General features: G+C 72.6%; 18 protein-coding genes and 1 tRNA gene. 7 read left to right on the top strand and 12 right to left on the bottom strand.

Going from position 1 to position 21,269, the window contains the following annotated elements:
* The first annotated feature begins 110 nt into the window (after positions 1-110).
* Positions 111-3,440, top strand: a complete 3,330-nt coding sequence (locus tag OG509_RS15885) for a S41 family peptidase (protein WP_406183207.1) — start codon at positions 111-113, stop codon at positions 3,438-3,440.
* A 94-nt stretch (positions 3,441-3,534) separates the two neighbouring features.
* Here OG509_RS15885 and OG509_RS15890 read toward each other — a convergent pair whose 3' ends face one another.
* From OG509_RS15890 to OG509_RS15905, 4 genes are all read right to left on the bottom strand, one after another.
* Positions 3,535-3,705, bottom strand: coding sequence for a hypothetical protein (locus tag OG509_RS15890; protein ID WP_385589380.1), 171 nt, complete (start codon positions 3,703-3,705; stop codon positions 3,535-3,537).
* A 76-nt stretch (positions 3,706-3,781) separates the two neighbouring features.
* Positions 3,782-4,675, bottom strand: coding sequence for an SDR family oxidoreductase (locus OG509_RS15895; RefSeq protein ID WP_406183208.1), 894 nt, complete (start codon positions 4,673-4,675; stop codon positions 3,782-3,784).
* Positions 4,672-5,604: an alpha/beta fold hydrolase gene (locus OG509_RS15900; RefSeq protein ID WP_406183209.1), complete on the bottom strand. Its 933-nt coding sequence runs from the start codon at positions 5,602-5,604 to the stop codon at positions 4,672-4,674. The genes OG509_RS15895 and OG509_RS15900 overlap by 4 nt, the downstream gene beginning before the upstream one ends.
* A complete protein-coding gene (locus OG509_RS15905; RefSeq protein WP_406187594.1) occupies positions 5,601-7,121 on the bottom strand; it encodes a flavin-containing monooxygenase in 1,521 nt (506 codons plus the stop codon). The genes OG509_RS15900 and OG509_RS15905 overlap by 4 nt, the downstream gene beginning before the upstream one ends.
* 148 nt (positions 7,122-7,269) lie before the next feature.
* Between OG509_RS15905 and OG509_RS15910 the strand changes: the two genes are divergently transcribed.
* A complete protein-coding gene (locus OG509_RS15910; RefSeq protein WP_406183210.1) occupies positions 7,270-7,977 on the top strand; it encodes a MerR family transcriptional regulator in 708 nt (235 codons plus the stop codon).
* Here the strand turns inward: OG509_RS15910 and OG509_RS15915 are convergent.
* Complete coding sequence (locus tag OG509_RS15915; protein WP_406183211.1) at positions 7,959-8,762, bottom strand: exodeoxyribonuclease III; 804 nt, start codon at positions 8,760-8,762, stop codon at positions 7,959-7,961. The two genes, OG509_RS15910 and OG509_RS15915, sit on opposite strands and share 19 nt — an antisense overlap.
* A gap of 38 nt (positions 8,763-8,800) precedes the next feature.
* Between OG509_RS15915 and OG509_RS15920 the strand changes: the two genes are divergently transcribed.
* From OG509_RS15920 to OG509_RS15940, 5 genes are all read left to right on the top strand, one after another.
* Positions 8,801-9,295, top strand: coding sequence for a GNAT family N-acetyltransferase (locus tag OG509_RS15920; protein WP_406183212.1), 495 nt, complete (start codon positions 8,801-8,803; stop codon positions 9,293-9,295).
* An 88-nt stretch (positions 9,296-9,383) separates the two neighbouring features.
* Complete coding sequence (locus tag OG509_RS15925; protein ID WP_406183213.1) at positions 9,384-9,794, top strand: SseB family protein; 411 nt, start codon at positions 9,384-9,386, stop codon at positions 9,792-9,794.
* A complete protein-coding gene (locus OG509_RS15930) occupies positions 9,794-10,357 on the top strand; it encodes a hypothetical protein (RefSeq protein ID WP_406183214.1) in 564 nt (187 codons plus the stop codon). The genes OG509_RS15925 and OG509_RS15930 overlap by 1 nt, the downstream gene beginning before the upstream one ends.
* Positions 10,357-15,006: a putative T7SS-secreted protein gene (locus OG509_RS15935; RefSeq protein ID WP_406183215.1), complete on the top strand. Its 4,650-nt coding sequence runs from the start codon at positions 10,357-10,359 to the stop codon at positions 15,004-15,006. The genes OG509_RS15930 and OG509_RS15935 overlap by 1 nt, the downstream gene beginning before the upstream one ends.
* A complete protein-coding gene (locus OG509_RS15940; RefSeq protein WP_406183216.1) occupies positions 14,999-15,730 on the top strand; it encodes a hypothetical protein in 732 nt (243 codons plus the stop codon). The genes OG509_RS15935 and OG509_RS15940 overlap by 8 nt, the downstream gene beginning before the upstream one ends.
* Positions 15,731-15,874: 144 nt before the next feature.
* Here OG509_RS15940 and OG509_RS15945 read toward each other — a convergent pair.
* The 7 genes from OG509_RS15945 to galU form a co-directional block, all read right to left on the bottom strand.
* Positions 15,875-15,948, bottom strand: a tRNA-Ala gene (locus tag OG509_RS15945).
* A 76-nt stretch (positions 15,949-16,024) separates the two neighbouring features.
* Complete coding sequence (locus OG509_RS15950) at positions 16,025-17,050, bottom strand: hypothetical protein (protein ID WP_406183217.1); 1,026 nt, start codon at positions 17,048-17,050, stop codon at positions 16,025-16,027.
* Positions 17,051-17,204: 154 nt separating this feature from the next.
* Entirely contained in the window at positions 17,205-17,795 is a 591-nt protein-coding gene (locus tag OG509_RS15955) for a GNAT family N-acetyltransferase (RefSeq protein ID WP_406183218.1), read from the bottom strand.
* 17 nt (positions 17,796-17,812) lie between these two features.
* Positions 17,813-18,334: a molybdenum cofactor biosynthesis protein B gene (locus OG509_RS15960; RefSeq protein WP_406187595.1), complete on the bottom strand. Its 522-nt coding sequence runs from the start codon at positions 18,332-18,334 to the stop codon at positions 17,813-17,815.
* A gap of 92 nt (positions 18,335-18,426) precedes the next feature.
* Positions 18,427-18,939 carry a cyclic pyranopterin monophosphate synthase MoaC gene (gene moaC, locus OG509_RS15965; RefSeq protein WP_387286252.1) on the bottom strand — a complete coding sequence of 171 codons (513 nt, stop codon included), beginning with the start codon at positions 18,937-18,939 and terminating at the stop codon, positions 18,427-18,429.
* Positions 18,940-19,013: 74 nt separating this feature from the next.
* The gene (gene glp, locus OG509_RS15970) at positions 19,014-20,354 is read right to left on the bottom strand and encodes a gephyrin-like molybdotransferase Glp (RefSeq protein WP_406183219.1); all 1,341 of its coding nucleotides are present in this window, start codon (positions 20,352-20,354) and stop codon (positions 19,014-19,016) included.
* 4 nt (positions 20,355-20,358) lie between these two features.
* Positions 20,359-21,261, bottom strand: coding sequence for a UTP--glucose-1-phosphate uridylyltransferase GalU (gene galU / locus OG509_RS15975; protein WP_385589401.1), 903 nt, complete (start codon positions 21,259-21,261; stop codon positions 20,359-20,361).
* Positions 21,262-21,269 lie beyond the last annotated feature (8 nt).

Consider the following 21,269-nt stretch of genomic DNA (forward strand, 5'->3'; position numbering starts at 1 on the left):
CGAAACGAAACCGTTCCGTTTCGTTTCGGCGCGTGGCGTGGGTCACCTGTCGCGGGCATGGATCACCTGTACGAGTTGCCAGGCCCCCTCGGCGCGGAAAGCATTGTGGGGTGAGTCACGACGGCGCGTACCTCCGCTTCCCGCACCTCCACGACGATCTGCTGTGCTTCGCGACCGAGGACGACCTCTGGGTCGCCCCGCTGGTCCCCGAAGACGAAACGCCCGGCCGGGCCTGGCGGATCACCGTCGACCGGACCAGGGTCGGCCACCCCCGGTTCTCCCCCGACGGCCGGCACATCGCCTTCACGAGCTGGCGCAGCCTCGACCCCGAGATCCACCTCGCCCCGGTGGCCGGCGGCCCGGCCCGCCAGCTCACCTACTGGGGCGCCACCGACACCCGGGTCTGCGGCTGGACCCCGCCCGACAAGGACGGCCACAGCGACATCCTCGCCGTGTCCTCGCACGGCCAGCCCTTCTCCTACTACGCCTGGGCCTACAGCGTGCCGACCGACGGCTCGCCCGGCGGCAAGCTCCCCTGGGGCCCGGTCTCCGACATCGCCGTCCACGAGGACGCCCCCGACGGGGAGGGCGCGGGCGAGCGGCGCACCCTGCTGCTGACCGGCAAGCCCCCGCACGAGCCCGCCGCCTGGAAGCGCTACCGCGGCGGCGCCACCGGCCGGCTGTGGCTGCACGGCAAGCGGCTGCTGGAACACATCGAGGGCCACCTCGACGCCCCGATGTTCGTGGACGGCCGGATCGCCTTCCTCTCCGACCACGAGGGCATCGGCAACCTCTACTCCTGCCTGCCCGACGGCACCGACCTGCGCCGGCACACCGACCACGCGGAGTTCTACGCCCGGCACGCCTCCAGCGACGGCTCCCGCGTCGTCTACCAGTGCGGCGGGGACCTCTGGCTCGTCGACTCGCTGGCCCCCGAGGCCGTCCCGCGCCGGCTCCGGATCCGGCTGGGCGGTCCGCGGGCGGGCCGCCGTACGTACCAGGTCCCGGCCGCCAGCCACGTCGACTCGCTCTCCGTCGACGCCACCGGGCGGGCCAGCGCGGTCGTCATCCGCGGCAGCCTGTACTGGCTCACCCACCGCGACGGACCGGCCCGGACCATCGCCGACACCCCGGGCGTACGGGTGCGGCTGCCCGAGATGCTCGGCAGCAGCGGGCGCGTCGCGTACGTGACGGACGCGGAGGGCGAGGACGCGATCGAGATCGCCTACCTCCCGCGGGCCTCCGGGGACCGGGAGCCGCGCCGGCTGGCCTCCGGCGAGCTGGGCCGCGTACTGGAACTGCTCTCCGATCCGGACGGGGAGCGGCTCGCGATCGCCTCCAACGACGGGCGGCTGCTGCTCATCACCGTGTCCGACGACGAGGCGGACGCCGCGGGCAGCGAGGGGTCCGACGCGGAAGTCACCGAGCTGATCCGGTCCATCAACGGGCCCGTCACCGACCTTGCGTTCTCTCCCGACGGGGACTGGCTGGCCTGGTCGCACCCGGGGATCGGGCGCTCGCTGCGGCAGATCAAGATGGCCCGGATCTCCGGCCCCGGTCCGCGCTCCGTCGTGGACGTCACCAACGGCCGCTTCGAGGACGAGAACCCGGTCTTCACCCGCGACGGCCGCTACCTGGCCTTCCTCTCGTGGCGCGGTTTCGACCCGGTGTACGACGTGCACACCGGCGACCTGTCCTTCCCGCTGGGCTGCCGCCCGTACCTGGTGCCGCTGTCCTCGGCGACCCCCTCGCCGTTCGCGTTCACCCCCGACGGGCGCCCGGCGGCGGGCGGACTCGACCCGGGCGAGGGCGAGCCCACCGAGGGCGAGGGCGCGGTCATGGTGGAGGTGGAGGGGCTGGAGAGCCGCGTCACCCCCTTCCCGGTGACGGCGTCGAAGTACTCGGCCCTGTACCCGGTCAGCGGCGGCGGACTGGTGTGGCTGCGCTGGCCGATCTCGGGCGCGCTCGGCGAGACCTTCGCCAACCCGACCGACACCAGCGGCAAGCCCACGCTGGAGCACTTCGAGATCACCAAGGCACGCAAGAGCGAACTGGCCTCCGGGCTGGACTGGTTCGCGGTCAGCGGCGACGGCACCCGGCTCGTCGTCAACGACGACGGCGACCTGCGCGCGGTCCCGTCGACCGAGTCCGGCGACAGCGACTCCACCGTCTACCTGGACCTGCGGCGCATCCTGCACGAGGTGGACCCGGCCGCCGAGTGGCGCCAGGCCTTCGAGGAGGCCGGCCGGCTGATCCGCGCGTACTTCTGGGAGCCGGGCATGTGCAACATCGACTGGGACGGGGTGCTGCGCCAGTACCGCCCCCTGGTCGAACGGGTCGCCTCGCCCGACGAGTTCGCGGACCTGCTGCGCGAGGTGCTCGGCGAGCTCGGCACCTCGCACGCGTACGTCTCCCCCGCGCGCCGCAACGAGGGCCCGCCGCACTACCACCGGCCCATCGGGCTGCTCGGCGCCAACCTCGTCCCGCGCGAGGAGGGCTGGGTGCTCGCGCGGATCCTGCCGGGCGAGTCCTCCGACTCCAAGGCCCGCTCCCCGCTCGCCGGCACCGGCATCCGGGAGGGCGCCGTCCTCACCCACGTCGACGGGCGGCCGGTGGACCCGGTGGCCGGGCCCTATCCGCTGCTCTCGGCGGCCGGCGGCACCACGGTCGAGCTGACCTTCAAGCCCGCCGAGGGCGAGGGCCGGGGCCTGGCCCGGCGGGTGGCGATCGTGCCGCTGATCGACGAGCGGCCGCTGCGCTACCAGGACTGGGTGTCCAAGCGGCGCGCGGTGGTCCGCGAGGTCAGCGGCGGCAAGTGCGGCTACCTGCACATCCCCGACATGGGCGGCTCGGGCTGGGCGCAGTTCAACCGGGACCTGCGGATGGAGATGTCCCGGCCCGCACTGATCGTGGACGTACGCGGCAACGCGGGCGGGCACATCAGCGAGCTGGTGGTGGAGAAGCTGACCCGTTCGATCCTCGGCTGGGACCTGACGCGCAACGCCCAGCCGGTCTCGTACGCCTCCAACGCGCCCCGCGGTCCGATCGTGGCGCTGGCCGACGAGGCGACCTCCTCGGACGGGGACATGATCACGGCGGCCTTCAAGCTGCTCGGGCTCGGGCCGGTGGTCGGCCAGCGCACGTGGGGCGGGGTGGTCGGGATGACCGGCCGGCACACCCTGGGCGACGGCACGGTGATCACGGTGCCGATGAACGCCGCCTGGTTCCCGGAGTACGGGTGGTCGGTGGAGAACCACGGCGTGGAACCGGACCTCGCGATCCTGCGGACCCCGCTCGACTGGGCGGAGGGGCGGCACGCGCAGCTGGACGACGCCGTGTTCCTGGCGCTGGAGCTGCTGGAGCAGGAGCCGGCCGCGGTGCCGCCCGGGTACGCGGACGTACCGGACCTGCGGCGTCCGAAGCTGCCGCCGAGGCCGTAGGGCCGCCGGGGAAGTAGGGGCATCGGGACACGCAGGAGGGGCGCGGTCCGTGGATTCACGGACCGCGCCCCGTCCCGCTCAGGACGTCCGGGCGTCAGAAGTCCCAGTTGTCGTCGAGCTCGTCGTGGACCTTGTCCTTCTTCTTGGCCGGCTCGGAGGCGTGTGCACCGCGCTTGGACGCCTCGTCCTTCGCGCTCCTGCCGGCCTCGTCGGTCTTGTCCTTGAGCTCGCGCGCCTTGTCCTGGAACTGGTCTTTGATGCCCATGCTGTTCACTCCTGGAGGGGTGTAGGGGACCGGGCTGCGACCAGATTTGCACGAGGGGACAAAGCGCGCATTTCGATCAATGACGCTCCGTGCCCAGCGTCCGCTCCTTCTCGTCGGCGGCGCCCCCGGCCCCCACCAGTCCCCGGGAGACGCTCGTCAGCCTGGGCTCGAAGCGCTTCATCTCCCGCTGCCCGACCGTCGCGATGATCCCGGGCAGGTAGCCGCGCACGCCCTGCATCCCGCGCAGCCACCACTGCGCGTACACGTGCGGCGAGCGCCGCTCGATGCCGGCGACGATCCGGTCCACGGCCGGGCCCAGCGGGTACGTGCGGTTCGACGGCCACGGCAGCCGCTGCCGCAGCTCCCGCATGACCTCGTCCTGGTCGGCCCCGCGCACCATGTCGGTGTCGGTCCAGGAGAGGTAGCCGACGCCCACCTCGACGCCCTTGTGGCCGACTTCGGCGCGCAGGCAGTGCGCGAAGGCCTCGACGCCGGACTTGGAGGCGCAGTACGCGCTCATCATCGGCGCCGGCGTGATCGCGGCGAGCGAGGCGATCTGGAGGAAGTAGCCGCGGCTCTCGGCCAGTACGGGGAGGAAGGCGCGGGCGGTGACGGCGCCGCCGATCAGGTTGACCTCGATCACCCGGCGCCAGGCCTCGGGGTCGGAGTCGGCGAACGGACCGCCGGCGGCCACGCCCGCGTTGGCGACGACGATGTCGACCTTGCCGAAGCGCTGCTTGACCTCCTCGGCGACCCGGGCCATGGCCTCGTGGTCGGTGACGTCGGCGTGCCAGTGGTCGCTGTCGGTGTGCAGCCGCTCGGAGACCTCCTTGAGGGCCTCGGGCTCCAGGCCCACCAGCGCCACCTTCGCGCCGCGCGCGGAGAGCTTGCGGGCGAGGAGTTCACCGACCCCGCGTGCCGCACCGGTGACGACGGCGACCTGGCCTTCCAGACTCCTGCTCGCGCTCACGGCGTCTTCTCCTTCAGCTCGTTCGTCGGGGTCGTCAGGTGGACGGTCAGCTCGCGTACGGCGGCGGTGACGGCCTCGGGGGCCTCGATCGGGGTCATGTGCCCCATGCCGGTCAGCTCGGTCAGCCCCACGCAGTGCGGCAGCGCGGCGGCGAGCCCCCGGGCGTGCACGATCGGGGTGAGCCGGTCGTTCTTGCCGCCGATCACGGCGGTGGGCACGGTGAGCGCCGCGAGGTTCGCCTCCAGGTCCAGCCCGGCCAGCACTTCGGACCAGGCGTACCGGACGCCGGTGGGGCAGGCGTGCACGATACGGGCGCAGGCCTCGACCTTGTCGGGCGCGGAACCGGGGCCCATGGTGGCGTACTTCAGCACCCGCTTGGCGACCGGCGTGACGGGCCCGAGGGGGGCGCGTGCTCCGAGGACCGCGCCGGTGATACGGGTCCGTACGCGCCCGGGGCGCAGGGGCACGACCAGCGCCTCCGCGACCAGCCGGGCGCTGCCGGTGCTGCACAGCAGCGCGGCGGCGGTGTGCTCGGCGAACTCCGGCCGCCCGGCGGCGGCCATGATCGTCATCCCGCCCATGGAGTGCCCGGCGACGACCGCCCGCTCTCCGGGGGCCAGGGTGGACCGAAGGACGGCGACGAGGTCGTCGGCGAGGGCGTCGGTGCCGTAGCGGGAGGCGGCGGGGCTGCGCCCGTGCCCGCGCTGGTCGTAGGCGATGACCCGGTGGTCCTTGGCGAGCTCCCGGATCTGCGCGGCCCAGAAGGCGGTGGAGCAGGTCCAGCCGTGCGCCAGCACCACGGCCGGTGCGCCCTCTTCCCCGTGCTCCTCCACGTGCAGCCGCGCCCCGTCGGCGGAGACCGCGACCAGCTCGCGCCGAGCGACGGGCGGGGCGTACCGCCCGGAGGTGACGTACGCGGGCCGGCTCACGCGGCGCCCTCCGCGTGTGCGGCCGCGCCGGGGACGCGCTCGGCGTCCCGGAGCCGGATGACCTCGTACTCGGACAGGTCCACGCTCCGCGTCTCCTTCCGGAACTCGCCGGTCGTGCCCGGCCAGACCGTCGTGTTGCGCCCCTGCGCGTCCAGGTACCAGCTGGTGCAGCCGCCGGTGTTCCACACGGTGCGCTCCATGCGGGTCTGGACCCGCCGGTTCCACTGGTTCACGGCCGAGGGCCGGGGTGCGAGCGCGACCTGCCCACCGAGCACATTGAGCTGACGCAGGTAGTCCGCCATGTAGTTCAGCTGCGACTCGATCATCAGGATCATCGAGCTGTTGCCGAGCCCGGTGTTCGGCCCGATGATCGTCATCCAGTTCGGGAAGCCGGCCGCCGTCGCCCCGCGCAACGACTGCATCCCGTCCTTCCAGTGGTCCGCCAGCGTCCGTCCCTCCGCGCCCACCACCCGGTCCGCGATCGGCATGTCCGTGACGTGGAAGCCGGTGCCGAAGACGATCGCGTCGGCCTCCGTCTCCGTCCCGTCGGCGGCGACCAGCGTGTTGCCCCGGATCTCCCGGAGCCCGGAGGCGACCACGTCCACATTGGGCCGGGCCAGCGCCGGGTAGTAGTCGCTGGAGAGCAGGATCCGCTTGCAGCCGATCCGGTACGAGGGCGTCAGCTTGGCCAGCAGCGCCGGGTCCTTGATCGAGCGCGCCATGTTGGCCTTGGCCAGCGATTCGATGAGCCCGAGCTGGTTCGGCCGCTTGGTGAAGGCGCTGACCTGGAGTTCCCGGATCCCCCACAGCAGCCCCCGGCGGGCCGTCCGGGTGAACGGCAGCTGCCGGTGCAGCCAGCGCTCCGCGCCGCTGATGGCCCGGTCGGTGCGGGGCATCACCCACGGCGGGGTCCGCTGGAACAGCGTGAGCCGCCGTACGTCGGGCGCGATGGCCGGCACGATCTGGATGGCCGAGGCGCCGGTGCCGATCATGGCGACGCGCTTGCCGCGCAGGTCGTAGTCGTGGTCCCAGCGCGCGGAGTGGAAGACCTTGCCGGGGAACTCGGCGAGCCCGGGGATCTCCGGCATCTTCGGGTCGGACAGCGGCCCGGTGGCGGAGACCACGACGTCGGCGGTGAGCTCCCCGGCCGAGGTCTCGATCTCCCACCTCAGCCGGTCGGCGTCCCAGCGCATCAGCCGGACCTCGGAGTTCAGCCGGACGTGCGGGCGCAGCCCGAAGGTGTCGGCGACGTGCTCCAGGTACGCCCGGATGGCCGGCTGCCCGGAGAACGTCCGGGGCCAGTCGGGGTTGGGCGCGAAGGAGAACGAATAGAGATGGGAGGGAACGTCGCACGCGCACCCGGGATAGCTGTTGTCGCGCCAGGTCCCGCCCACGGAATCGGCCCGTTCCAGGACGACGAAGTCCGTGATCCCCTCGCGCCGCAGCCGTACGGCCGCGCCCAGCCCGCCGAACCCGGACCCGATCACCGCCACTCGTACGTGCTCGCGCCCACCCATGCCACCGCTCATGCCCGCCGCCTTCCGCAGCCCCACAGCGCAACACTGCCAGCAATCACTGGCACAATCGGGAGACTAGAGCAGCTCCGTACTCATGGGTAGAGGTCGCGCCCGGAAAGTTACTGTCGGTACGCCATAGGCTGCGCCTGTGGAAGACACGGAAGCGGGGACGACAGTGCGTGAATACCGTACGGAGGAACTGGCCGAGGCGGCCGGCATCCCCGTCCGCACCCTGCGCTTCTACCGCGAACGCAAGCTCCTCCCGCCGCCGCGCCGCGAGGGCCGGATCGCCTGGTACGACGACCACCACCTGGCCCGGCTGCGCACCATCGCCGCCCTGCTGGAGCGCGGCCACACCCTCGGCGGCATCGCCGAGCTGACCGCCGCCTTCGAGAACGGGCGCGACGTCGGCCAGCTCGGCGAACTGCTCGGCATCGGCTGGTCCGAGGAGACCCCCGTACGACTGACGCCGGAGGCCCTCGCCGACTACTTCGAGGGCGAGGTCACCCCGGAGAACCTGGCGGCCTCCCTGGACCTCGGCTACCTCGCCACCGACGGCGACGAGATCGTGCACGTCAGCCGCCGCCTGCTGGACGTCTCCTCGGCGCTGGTCCGCGAGGGGATCCCGCTCTCGGCGGTGCTGGAGACGGGCCGCCGGGTCCGCGAGCACGCCGACGAGATGGCGGTCCTGTTCACGGAGCTGATCTCGACCCACCTGAGCGAGGAGGCACTGGCGCGGCTGCGCCCCCTCGCCAAGAGCGTGGTGGAGGCGGAGCTCACCATGGCGATGGACCGCCTCCTGGCCTCGGGGGCTCCGGCCGGGGCCCCGTCGGGGGCTCAGGACCCCAGCTCGTAGACCACGGTCACGGGCGCGTGGTCGGACCAGCGCTCCGGGTGCGTCTCGGCCCGCTCGACGAACGCCTTCACGGCCCTGGCGGCCAGCCCCGGGGTCGCGACCTGTAGGTCGATGCGCCACCCGGCGTCGTTGTCGAAGGCCCGCCCGCGGTAGGACCACCAGGAGTACGGCCCCTCGGTGTCGGGGTGCAGACTCCGTACGACGTCCACGTACCCGGCAGTGCCGTACACCTCCCCGAGCCACTCCCGCTCCTCCGGCAGGAAGCCGGCGTTCTTCCGGTTGGTCTTCCAGTTCTTGAGGTCGGCTTCCTGGTGACAGATGTTCCAGTCGCCGCAGACGACGACCTCCCGCCCGTCCGCGGCCGCCCGCGCCCGCAAGGCGCTCAGATAGGGGAGGAACTCCCCCATGAACCGGTACTTCTCGTCCTGCTTCTCGGTCCCGGCCTCGCCGGAGGGCAGGTAGAGGCTGGCGACGGTGACACCCGGAAGATCGACCTCCAGGTAGCGCCCGCTCGTGTCGAACTCCTCGCTCCCGAATCCCACCTGCACCCGCTCGGGCTCGCGGCGCGTGTAGAGCGCGACCCCGGCCCGCCCCTTGGCGGCGGCCGGCGCGAACACGGTGTGCCAGCCGTCGGGCGTGCGGACCTCCTCCGGAATCTGCCCCTCCTCGGCCCGCACCTCCTGCAGGCAGACCACGTCGGCGTCCGACCCGGCCAGCCACGGGGAGAACCCCTTCTTGGCGGCGGCACGGATCCCATTCACATTCACGGAGGTCACAGTGAGCATCCCCGCACCATAACGGGAGCGTTCCGTACGATGTTCTGATGTCTCACGGGATCCAGCTCCGCGCCCTGCCGTACGACCACCCGGACGCGCTCGAACTCAACGACCAGGTCCAGCTCGAATACCAGGCGCGCTACGGCGGTGAGGGCGATGTCACACCGCTCGACCCGGCGATGTTCGCCCCGCCGAACGGCCTGTACCTGCTGGCGTACGACGCCACCGGCGCACCGATAGCCAGCGGCGGCTGGCGCGGCCAGGAAGAGAACGACGAGGGCTACTCGGACGGCGACGCCGAGCTCAAGCGCATGTACGTCGTCCCCGAGGCCCGCGGCCTGGGCCTGGCCCGCCGCATCCTGGCCGAACTGGAAGCCGATGCCCGCACGGCCGGCCGCACCCGCATGGTCCTGGAAACGGGAGACCAGCAGCCGGAAGCGATAGCCCTCTACTTCTCCTCGGGCTACGCCCTCACCGGAAAGTTCGGCCACTACCGCACCTACGACTCCAGCCGCTGTATGGCCAAGCCGCTCCAGCCGTAACCCGAGCCCGCCCCGCGCGAGGAACCGGTCAGGGGGCGGGGGACGTGTCCTTCTGCGAGATCCGATCTCGCGAAGGGGGTTGTGCGTCGTGGAACTGACCGCAGAGATTGCCGCGATTCGTGGGGGTGGGGGCGACCCGGCGCGTCTGGTGGGCGAGTTCCGCCGTGCCGCCCTGTTCGTCCCGATCGCGGTGGGCGACGACGGATCCCACGACGGCCTGATGTCGGCCGTCATGGGCGGCATCCGCTGGTTCTACGCCTTCACCGACGAGGATGCCCTGGCCCGGTTCGCGATGGCGCGCGCCGACGCCGACCGCCCGTGGGAGTACCTCTCGATCCTCGGTGCCCGTCTCACCGACGCCGTGGTGCCGATGGTCGACGGACCGGCGGGCGTGGCCGTCAACGTGGCCGACGAGGACGGCTCGATGTTCTTCCCGCCGGTGTCGGGCATCGTCCCCGACGCCTACGCCGTGGACATCGACCGCAAGGGAGCCGCCTGATGGCGGGCGACGGGGACCTCGAAGTCTCCCCCGACGCGGTCAAGGCGGTACAGGACGGCCTGCGCTCGGCGATCTCGGAGCTGCGCGAATCCTCGGACGCCGCGGGCGCCTCCCAGGGCGCGGGCTTCAGCGACCTCGCCATGACGGGGATGGAAGCGGGCCACATGGGCCTGTCCAAGGACTTCGAGGACTTCTGCGAGCGCTGGGAATGGGGCGTGCGGAGCCTCGTGCAGAACGCCAGCACCCTCGCGCAGTCCCTCGGTATCGCGGCCGGCACGGTGTGGGAGGAGGACCAGTACGTCCAGGGCGCCTTCAAGGTCGCCGTGAACGCCGCGTACGGCAACCCGCACGCCACCGACGAGGAGATAGCGCAGAAGGGCTGGGGCGACATCTTCTCGGCCGACGTCTACAAGCCCGACTACAGCGCCGAGTCGTTCGAGAAGGGCGCCGAGGACATCAAGAAGACCTGGTCGGATACGAAGGACACGGTGACCTCCACCGGGAAGATCGGTTCGCTGAAGGACCTGCTGGACCAGGCCGACGGCAAGCGGGGCGACGGCTGATGGGGATCGGCGACTTCATACCCGATCCGGTCGAGGACTGGGTCGAGGACCGCGCCGAGGACGTCGGCGACGCGATCGAGTGGACCGGCGACAAGCTGGCCGGACTCGCCGACGAGGTGGGCCTGGACGAAGCGGGCGACTGGATCCGCGACAAGAGCCGCTCGGCCGCCAACCAGCTGGGAGCGGACGTCTCCGAGCTGGAGCTCGGCCAGACCGACGACCCGAAGAAGCTGGTCTACGGCAGCGTCTCCAAGATCCGGGCGCAGGTCTCGCACCTGAGCGACTTCGAGCGCTCGTTCACGCTGGTCGGCAACGGTCTCAAGGGCATTGCGGAACCCGACGGGCTCAAGGGCAAGACCGCGGACACCTTCCGGGAGAAGGTGGCCAAGGAGCCGCCGCGGTGGTTCAAGGCCGCGGAGGCCTTCGGGAAGGCCGCGGACGCGATGAGCCGGTTCTCGGACACGGTGGAGTGGGCACAGGGCCAGGCCAAGGAGGCCCTGGAGGACTACGAGAAGGCCAAAAAGGTCTCCACAGACGCCCGCAACGCGCACAACGACCAGATCGAGAGCTACAAGGACGCCGTCAAGGCGAAGAAGGACCCGCTGCCGCCGAAGCCGACCGGGGAGTTCCAGGACCCCGGCAAGGCCATGGCCACGGCCGCCCAGGACAAGCTCGACAGCGCGCGCAAGCAGCGCAACGAGGTCGCGCAGACGACCGGTACGGCGGTCCGCGCGGCCCGCGACGCGGCTCCGCCGAAGCCCTCGTACGCCAAGCAGCTCGGCGACGGCCTGGACTATCTGGACCTCGCCCGGACCCACCTCGCGGGCGGTGTCGTCAAGGGCACGGCCGACATGGTCAACTTCGCCCGCGCGCTGAACCCGTACGACATCTACAACATCACCCACCCCGCCGAGTACCTCACCAGCCTGAACTCCACGGCCGCGGGCCTGGTCACCGCCGTCAACGATCCGTGGGGCGCGGGCAAGCAGATGCTCGACGAGTTCATGAAGGACCCCTCCGAGGGCGTCGGCAAGCTGATCCCGCAGCTCCTGGCCGACAAGGGCCTGGGCGAGCTCGGCGCGGGCGCGAAGGGCGTCAGGGACCTCGAACACCTCGACGACGTCAAGAAGGGCCCGGGCCGCACCGGTCTGGGCGAGCACGGCCCGCACCCGGGCGAGCGGCCCGACCTGGAGAAGCCCAGCAAGTACACCGACCCCGTCGACCTCGCCACCGGCCGGATGTTCCTGCCGCAGACGGACGTGGTCCTGCCCGGCGCCCTTCCCCTGGTCTTCACCCGCCGCGCGGAATCCGGCTACACGGCGGGCCGGTGGTTCGGTCCGGCCTGGTCGTCCACGGTCGACCAGCACCTGGAGATCGATGCGGAGGGCGTCGTCCTGGTGACCGAGGACGGCCTCGTCGTCGGCTACCCGCACCCGGCGCCCGGCCTCCCGGTCCTGCCCCTGTCCGCGTCGGCGCCGCACCACCCGCTGGAGCGGACCCCGGACGGCGACTGGACGCTGACCGACCCGGCGACGGGCCACACCCGCCGCTTCGGCCCGCCGGCGGACGGCGCCGAGAACGGCATCGCGCCGATCTCCCAGCTGGAGGACCGCAACGGCAACCTGATCGCCTTCGAGTACGACGCCCACGGCACCCCCCTGGGCATCGCCCACTCCGGCGGCTACCGCCTGCGCTTCGAGACCGCCGGCGGGCGGATCACCGCCCTGCACCTGGGCGGCGGCCCGCGCGTCCTCTCGTACGGCTACACCGACGGCCACCTGACCGAGATCACCAACTCCTCCGGCCTGCCGCTGCGCCTGGCCTATGACGACCGTGCCCGCATCACCTCCTGGACCGACACCAACGGCAGCCGTTACGAGTACGCGTACGACGACCGGGACCGCTGTGTCGCGGAGGCCGGCGAGGCGGGCCACTTCGCCCTCACCTTCGGCTACGACGAGGTGGACACGACGACCGGCCTGCGGGTGACGCGCATGACCACCGCCGACGGCCACACCCGCCGCTACCTCTTCGACGAGCGCTGCCGCGTCCTCGCCGAGACCGACCCGCTCGGCGCGGTCACCCGCTACACGTACGACAGCCGGGGCCGCCAGACGTCGAGCACCGACCCGCTCGGCCTCACCACGCACAGTACGTACGACGACCAGGGCCTGCTCGTCTCGGTCGTCCGCCCGGACGGCCGGGAGGCGCGAGCGGAGTACAACGCGCTGGGCCGCCCGGTGAAGGTGATCGCCCCGGACGGCACCGTGACCCGCCAGACCTTCGACGAGCGCGGCAACCGCACGTCGGTCACCCGGCCCGACGGGTCCGTCACCCGCATCGCGTACGACGAGCGCGGCCACGTCAGCGAGGTCACCGACGCGCTGGGCGCGGTGACCCGGGTCCGCACCGACCGGGCCGGGCTGCCCGTCGAGGTCACCGACCGGCAGGGCGGCACGACGGCGTACGAGCGCGACGCCTTCGGACGCACGACCGCGGTCACCGACCCGCTCGGTGCGGTCACGCGCATGCGGTGGTCGGTGGAGGGGAAGCCGCTGCACCGCAGCACCCCGGACGGCGGCCACCGCTCCTGGACCTACGACGGCGAGGGCAACTGCCTGACCCGTACGGACGGTCAGGGCGGCGGGCCGGTGCGCTTCGAGTACAGCCACTTCGACGTGCTCACCGCCCGTACCGACGCCGACGGCACGCGCCACGAATACACGTACGACGCCGGGCTGCGGCTCACGGGAGTACGCAACCCGCAGGGTCTGACCTGGGAATACGCGTACGACGCGGCGGGGCGGCTCGTCGCGGAGACGGACTTCGACGGCCGCGCGCTCGGGTACGCGTACGACGCCGCCGGCCGGCTGATCGGCCGCAGCGACGGGCTCGGGCAGACGATCGCGTACGAGCGCAACGCGCTGGGCCAGGCCCTCCGCAAGGACGCCGCCGGCGAGGTGACGACGTACGAGTACGACGTCTTCGACCAGCTCGCGGTCGCGGTGCGCGGGGACTCCGTACTGACCCGGCTGCGCGACCGGACGGGCCGGCTGCTGGAGGAGACGGTCGACGGCCGCAGGCTCACCTACGCCTACGACGCCGCGGGCCGCCGCACCGGCCGGACCACACCGACGGGGGCCACCGCCGCCTGGTCGTACGAAGACACGGGCCGCCCGGACGCCCTGACCACCGCGGGGCGGCGGATCGGCTTCACCCACGACGCCGCGGGCCGCGAGCTCACCCGTACCTACGGCGACGTGGTCACCCTGAGCAACGCCTGGGACGGGGCGGGCCGGCTGACGGACCAGCTGCTCACCGGCGCCGGCCGCGGCGTCCTCCAGCGCCGCGGGTACACCTACCGGGCCGACGGGGTCCTGACCGCGATCGACGACCTGCTGGCCGGTCCGCGCACCTTCGGCCTCGACCCGCGCGGCCGGGTGACGGCGGTGCGGGCGGAGAACTGGACCGAGCGCTACGCCTACGACGAGGCGGGCAACCAGTCCTCCGCCTCCTGGCCCGGCTCCCACCCCGGCGGCCAGGACGCCACCGGCCCCCGCTCCTACGAGGGCACCCGGCTGATCACCGCGGGCCGGGTCCGCCACGAGTACGACGCCCTGGGCCGGGTGGTGCTGCGCCGCAAAGCCCGGCTCTCACGCAAGCCCGACACCTGGCGGTACGAGTGGGACGCCGACGACCGCATCACGGCCGTGACCACCCCCGACGGGACCCGCTGGCGGTACACCTACGACGCGCTGGGCCGGCGCACGGCGAAGGAGCGGATGACGGTCGACGGCCTGGGGGTGGCCGAGCGCACGGTCTTCACCTGGGACGGGAACGTACTGTGCGAGCAGGCCACCACCACGGCGGACGGCGCCCACGAGGTCACCGTGACCTGGGACCACCGGGGCCTGCAGCCGCTGGCGCAGACGGAACGGATCCTGACGGCCGCCCAAGAGGTGGTGGACGAACGGTTCTACGCCATCGTCACCGACCTGGTGGGCACGCCCACCGAACTCGTCGACGAGCGGGGCGGGCTGGCCTGGCGCAGCCGGTCGACCCTGTGGGGGTCCACGGCCTGGAACCGGGACGCCACCGCCTACACCCCGCTGCGTTTCCCCGGCCAGTACTTCGACCCCGAATCAGGTCTGCACTACAACTACTTCCGTACGTACGACCCCGAGACCGCCCGCTACCTGAGCCCCGACCCGCTGGGCCTCGCGCCGGCGCAGAACCCTTCGGCGTACGTCTCGAACCCGCACCAGTGGTGCGACCCGTTCGGGCTGGCTCCCTACTCGGACAGCACCCGGACGGCGCAGGGCGTCGACCACCAGCTCAACGAGGCGGAGAGCGGCAAGGAGAACCACTACCTGTCGGGCATCGGGGGTGACGAGGCGAAGCTGGAGAAGTACCTGAAGGGCCAGCTGAGCGCGCCGGCCAACTACGTGGACGATGCGTCGGGGGCCCGGATCATCATCGACCGCGGCCTCAGGGACGGGGACGGCAACCCGGTGGTGATCATCCGCCAGGACCATATGATCCACGCCTACCACGTCGAGGAGAAGGACATCTCGAACTACATCACTCCGCGAGACGGCAAGGACGCGGCGAAGTGGCGAACCCCGAAACCGGATGAGGTCAATGAGTAGCGAAGACCCCACCGGGGCGCAGCAGTGGCCGGGCTACCGCTCGAAGCCGTCCTACGACCCCGGTCAGAGCCTGGTCTTCCCCGCCCCGGTGCCCGCGGAGCTGCGGGCGCTCGGGCAGGAGGTCCGGGCGGCCGACTGGCCGGTGCGGCTGGCCTTCCGCGCCTCGCGGATCGCCCAGCTGGACACCCTGTGCCGCTGGCAGACCCTGCGCGCGCTCGCCTACGTGCACGCGCTGGCCGCCGGGGCGGCGGACGCCCGGCTGCTGAGCGACCTGCGGGTGGTCCCGGGGCCGGAGACGGCCGCCGATCCGGCGCTGTCCGAACTGCCGGCCCGGCTGGAGCGGTACGCCCTGGCCCTCCCGCCGGACCTCGTGGACGCCGTCGTCCGCGACGCCGGCGGGCTGCTCACGGACAACCGGTTCACCGCGTCCGTACTGGCGGCCGGGCTGTCCGCCGATTCCCGTCCGGCCGACACGGACGAGGCGGTCTCCCGCGCCGTGGTGCTGACCAGCTATTGGTACGAGACCCCGGCCCAGCACGGTGCCCTCGCCCTGGCGTGGAGCGCCAACCTGTTCGTCCGCTCCTGGCTGTGGTGGTCGGCGAGCTTCACGTACGGCGATCCGGCGGGCGGCATCGGCATCACGACGGACCCGCGCCCGGCCCGCCCGTCGCCGTCCGCCCTCCCGGCCTGGGCGGCCCCCCTGCTGGACCGGGCGGCCGGCTGATCAACCGGCTGCCGGGCAGGGCCCGTTCGGGCCCTGCCCGGGGCGCGCCCCGCAAACACCCCGCAAACGCCGAGATCCCGCCCGGTCTTTCGACCGGACGGGATCTCGGGACGTTTCCGAGAGCTACTCGGAAACTGTCGTTTGTGGACCTGTGGGGATTTGAACCCCAGACCCCCTCGATGCGAACGAGGTGCGCTACCAGACTGCGCCACAGGCCCTTGCGACGTGTGAAACATTAGCATCCCCGCGCTGGTGCTCCAAAACCGATACCGGGGAGCGTCCGCGCAGGTCCGGTCACTCGTTCGCGGCGCGGGGGCGCTCGTCGCTCTCGTACTGGTCGAACAGCGGCGTGCGGCCGCGGCCCTGGCCGCGGGGGCGGGCGTTGGGGTGCGGCTTCTGGTCCGGCTTCGCCTCGGGCTTCGCGGCCGGCGAGGGCTGGGCCCGCAGCCGGGGGTCCGTCGGCTCGGCCGTGCTGGAGCGGGTCGCGCTCCAGGCGTCCGGGGTCACCGGGCCGGTGGCGCGCGGGGCGACCGGGGCCGTCACGTACGTCGGCAGCGGGACCGGGACCGGCTCCCAGCTGTCACCGCGGGCGGGGCCGCGTTCGCGCTCGCGCTGCTGGTCCACCCACTCGGCGTGGTCGGTCTGCTCGACCAGCGCGCGCCGTCCGGCCTCCTGCGGGGAGACCGGTGGCGCGGGGTCCGGTTCGGATCCCGCGGCCGCCTCGGGCTCGCGGCGGCGCGGACGGTTCTCGCGCAGCTGCCGGGCGGCGGCCTCGGCGCGCCGCCGGTCCATCGTGAACTCGTAGCGGCGCCGCTCCTGGACCCGCAGGTGCACGATGTACGCGCTCAGCAGCAGGGCGGGCACGGCGGGCGCCCAGAGGTAGCCCAGGCCGCCGACCGCGGCGACGATCGCGCCGAGCGTGAAGATCAGGAAGAGGAGCGCGGTGGTGCGCCGGCGGCGCGCGAGCACCTGGAGGCGCTGCTCGCGCCGGTGCCGCTCCGCGACGGCCGACCTCGGCTCCGCCCTGGTCGGGGGTACGGCGACGGCCCGGGCGTCGGCGTCCACGGAATTCACCGTTTCCGTCGCGGCGTCCGGGTCCGCGCGGTGCTGGGGACCGGCCTCTTGGTCGCCGCGTTCACGCAGCCCCTTGGCGTAACGGCGCTCCATTCCCGCCCGGCCGGAAAGCAGCCGAATGGCAGTGGAGAAGCGTTCCGTCGGACGGGCTTCGTTCAGCTCGTCCTGCCTCCGGAGCCACATGGGCACCAAGTAGGCGGCCCAGGCCCCGACAATGACTGCGTAGATGAGGCCGCTGCTGCTCACACCTCACACCGTAGAGGGGCGCGGCCGGGCGGATCCGCCAATTGGGCCGGTGTGTCGCGCGAACCGGCTGATATCACGGACTTTTTTTGTGATTCTTCGGATCAGGTTATGGGCGAATCGGTTCCGCCCCCCGATAATTCGAACAGATATTCGTTTATGCGCGAGCCCGGTGCCAGCGGCGCAGCAGCCCCTCCGGGACCTCCTCCGCCGTCAGCGCGTACACGAGGTGGTCGCGCCACGCGCCGTCGATGTGGAGGTAGCGGGGCCGCAGCCCCTCCTCGCGGAAGCCCAGCTTCTCCACGACCCGCCGGCTCGGCCCGTTCTCCGGGCGGATGCACACCTCGATCCGGTGGAGCCCGACCTTCGTGAAGCAGTGGTCCACGGCGAGCGCGACCGCCGTCGGCATCACGCCCCGGCCCGCCACCTCGTGGTCGACCCAGTAGCCGACGTGGCCCGCGCACATCGAGCCCCAGGTGATCCCGGCGACCGTCAGCTGGCCGACCAGCCGCCCCTGGTACTCGATGACGAAGGGCAGCATCCGCCCCGCGTTCGCCTCGGCCCGCAGATGGCGGACCATCTGGCGGTACGTCGGGCGGTGGATCACCGGCCCCCAGGGCGCGGGCGGCGGAATCGTCGCCTCCCACGGCCGGAGCCAGTCGCGGTTGCGCCGGTTGACCTCGCGCCAGGCGCCCTGGTCCCGCAGTTTTATCGGCCGGAGCGTGACGTCGCCGTCGCTGAGCACCACCGGCCAGGAGGGTCCGTTCAGCTCGCGCTCCCGTAGGGCTGCGCCGGTCTGGGGTGGTCGCCGCCCCGGATCTGGTCCACGGCGTGCGGCAGGATCCGGGCCAGGACGGCCAGGCCGTCGCGCACCCCGCCCGTCGAGCCCGGCAGGTTCACGATCAGGGTGCGCCCGGCCACGCCCGCCAGCCCCCGGGACAGGGCCGCGGTCGGTACCTTCGCCAGGCCCTCGGCGCGGATGGCCTGCGGGATGCCCGGGATCTCGTAGTCCAGCACCCGCGCCGTGGCGTCCGGGGTGCGGTCGGTCGGCGAGATGCCGGTACCGCCGGTGGTCAGGATGACGTCGTACCCGGCGGCCACGCCCTCGCGCAGCGCCCGCTCGACCGGATCCCCGTCGGGGACGACCCGTGGGCCGTCCACCGCGAAGCCGAGCTTCTCCAGCCCCTCGGCCAGCAACGGCCCGCCCCGGTCGGCGTACACGCCCGCCGAGGCACGGTTCGAGGCGGTGACCACGAGCCCGCGCGGGGCGCGCTCGGGCTCCCGCACCCCGCCCGCCGCATCCGGTCCCGCGGCCGCGACTGCCCCGCCCCCGGCCGGTACGGGCACGTGGCTGAAGGCGTCTCCGCCGCGCGGGGCGTTCACGCGCGCGTCCAGTCGCCGGACTTCCCGCCGGTCTTCTCCTCCACCCGGACGTCCGTGATGACGGCGCCCTTGTCGACGGCCTTCACCATGTCGATCACGGTGAGCCCGGCGACCGCGACGGCCGTCAGCGCCTCCATCTCGACGCCCGTACGGTCGGTCGTCCTGACGGTGGCGAGGATCTCGACGGCGTCGTCGGCGACCGACAGGTCCACCTTCACGCCGGACACGGCGAGCGGGTGGCAGAGCGGGATCAGGTCGGGGGTCTTCTTCGCGCCCATGATCCCGGCGATGCGCGCGGTGGCGAGGGCGTCGCCCTTCGGCACGCCCTCGCCGCGCAGCAGCTCGATCACCCGCGCGGAGACGAGCACGCGCCCGCTGGCCCGTGCGGTCCGCGTCGTGACGTCCTTCTCCGAGACGTCCACCATCCGGGCCGCGCCGGCCTCGTCGATGTGCGTCAGCCTGCTGTGCTCAGGGGGTCCGGGGGTCTCCCCCCGGGAAAACGCTGCCATAGGTTCGTGCCGCTCCCGCTCCGGGCCCCGCAAGGGCCTGTGTGGTGCAACACGCTACCCGCACCGGCCGTACTTCAGCCGAGCAGGACCACTTCGAGCTCGGCCCCCGGCTCCACCGAGGTGACGTCCTCCGGTACGACCATCAGGGAGTCGGCGTGGGCCAGTGCCGCGATCAGGTGGGAGCCCGATCCGCCGACCGGGCTGACCGTGCCGCTCTCCGCGTCGTACTTGCCGCGCAGGAACTGGCGGCGGCCGGCCGGGGAGCCCAGCGCCTTGTCGGCCTTCAGGGCGGCCCGCACGCTGGGCCGGCTGACGTCCGCCAGGCCCATGAGCGCGCGGATCGCGGGACGCACGAACAGTTCGAAGGAGACGTACGAGGACACCGGGTTGCCGGGCAGGGCCAGCAGGGGGGTGTGGTCCGGGCCGATCGTGCCGAAGCCCTGCGGCTTGCCGGGCTGCATCGCGAGCTTGCGGAAGTCCATCCGCCCGCCGTCTGCCTCCTCGTCGGTAGCGCCCACCGAGGACAGCGCCTCCTTGACCACGTCGTACGCGCCGACGCTCACGCCGCCCGTGGTGACCAGCAGGTCCGCCCGGATCAGCTGGTCCTCGATGGTGGAGCGCAGGGTCTCGGCGTCGTCGGCCACGGCCCCGACCCGGTAGGAGATCGCCCCGGCGTCGCGCGCGGCCGCGGCCAGCGCGAAGCTGTTCGAGTCGTAGATCGTCCCCGCGGCCAGCGACTCGCCCGGCTGGACCAGCTCGCTTCCGGTGGACAGCACGACCACGCGCGGGCGTGGCCGCACCCGTACGGTGCCCCGCCCGATGGCGGCGAGCAGCGCGATCTGCGGCGGCCCGAGCACCGTGCCCGCGGCCAGCGCGAGGTCCCCGGCCTGGACGTCGCTGCCGCGCGCGCGGACGTGGGCCCGCGCCTCGGCGGCCCGGTGCACCCGCACCTCGCCGCCGGCGCCCTCGGGGGCCGCGCTGGCCGGGGTCATGCCGGCGGCCGCGCCGCCGCCCGTACCGCCGTCGGTCCACTCGACCGGTACGACGGCTTCCGCGCCCGGGGGCAGCGGGGCGCCGGTCATGATGCGGGCGGCCTGGCCGGGGCCGACGGTGGGCAGCTCACCGCTGCCCGCCGCCACGTCCCCGATCACCGTCAGCACCGCGGGGAACTCCTCGCTCGCGCCCTGGACATCGGCCGTGCGGACGGCGTACCCGTCCATGGAGCTGTTGTCGAAGGGCGGGAGGGCGACGGGCACGGTGACGTCCTCGACCAGGACACAGCCCTGGGCGTCGAGCAGCTGGAGCTCGATGGGCTCCAGCGGCCGGATCGCGGCGAGGACGTCCGCGAGGTGCTCGTCGACCGACCACAGGCGCTGGGCGGCCCGGCCGGAGTCCTGCGGTGCGCGGCTGCTCAAGGTCCTACATCTCCTCCGTGACGTAACGGTGAAGCCAGGTGCGGAACTCCGGGCCCAGGTCCTCACGCTCGCACGCGAGGCGGACGATGGCCCGCAGGTAGTCCCCGCGGTCCCCGGTGTCGTAGCGGCGGCCCCGGAAGACCACGCCGTGCACCGGGCCGCCCACGGTCTCGTCGGCGGCCAGCTTCTGCAGGCCGTCGGTGAGCTGGATCTCCCCGCCGCGGCCCGGCTCGGTCTCCCGCAGTATGTCGAAGATCGCGGGGTCGAGGACGTACCGACCGATGACCGCGTAATTGCTGGGCGCGTCCTGCGGGTCGGGCTTCTCGACGAGCCCGGTGATCCTGACGACGTCCTCGTCGTCCGTGGCCTCGACGGCTGCGCAGCCGTACAGGTGGACGTTGGCGGGGTCGACCTCCATGAGGGCGATGACCGTGCCCCCGCTGCGGGCGTGGACGTCGGTCATCTGGCGCAGCAGCGGGTCGCGCGGGTCGATCAGGTCGTCGCCGAGGAGGACGGCGAAGGGCTCGTCGCCGACGTGCGGCTCGGCGCACAGGACGGCGTGGCCGAGGCCGCGCGGGTCGCCCTGGCGGACGTAGTGCATGGTGGCCAGGTCGCTGGACTCCTGGACCTTCTTGAGCCGGTCGTCGTCGCCCTTGGCGATGAGGGCCGATTCCAGCTCGTAGTTGCGGTCGAAGTGGTCTTCGAGTGCGCGCTTGTTACGTCCTGTGATCATCAGGACGTCGTCCAGGCCGGCCGACACGGCCTCCTCGACCACGTACTGGATGGCCGGCTTGTCCACGACCGGGAGCATTTCCTTGGGCGTCGCCTTGGTCGCCGGAAGGAAGCGGGTGCCGAGACCTGCGGCCGGGATCACGGCCTTCTTGATCACAGGGTGCAACTGAGTCATGGGCAGAA

Source organism: Streptomyces sp. NBC_01006 (genome assembly GCF_045162725.1).
Classification (GTDB): Bacteria; Actinomycetota; Actinomycetes; order Streptomycetales; family Streptomycetaceae; genus Streptomyces.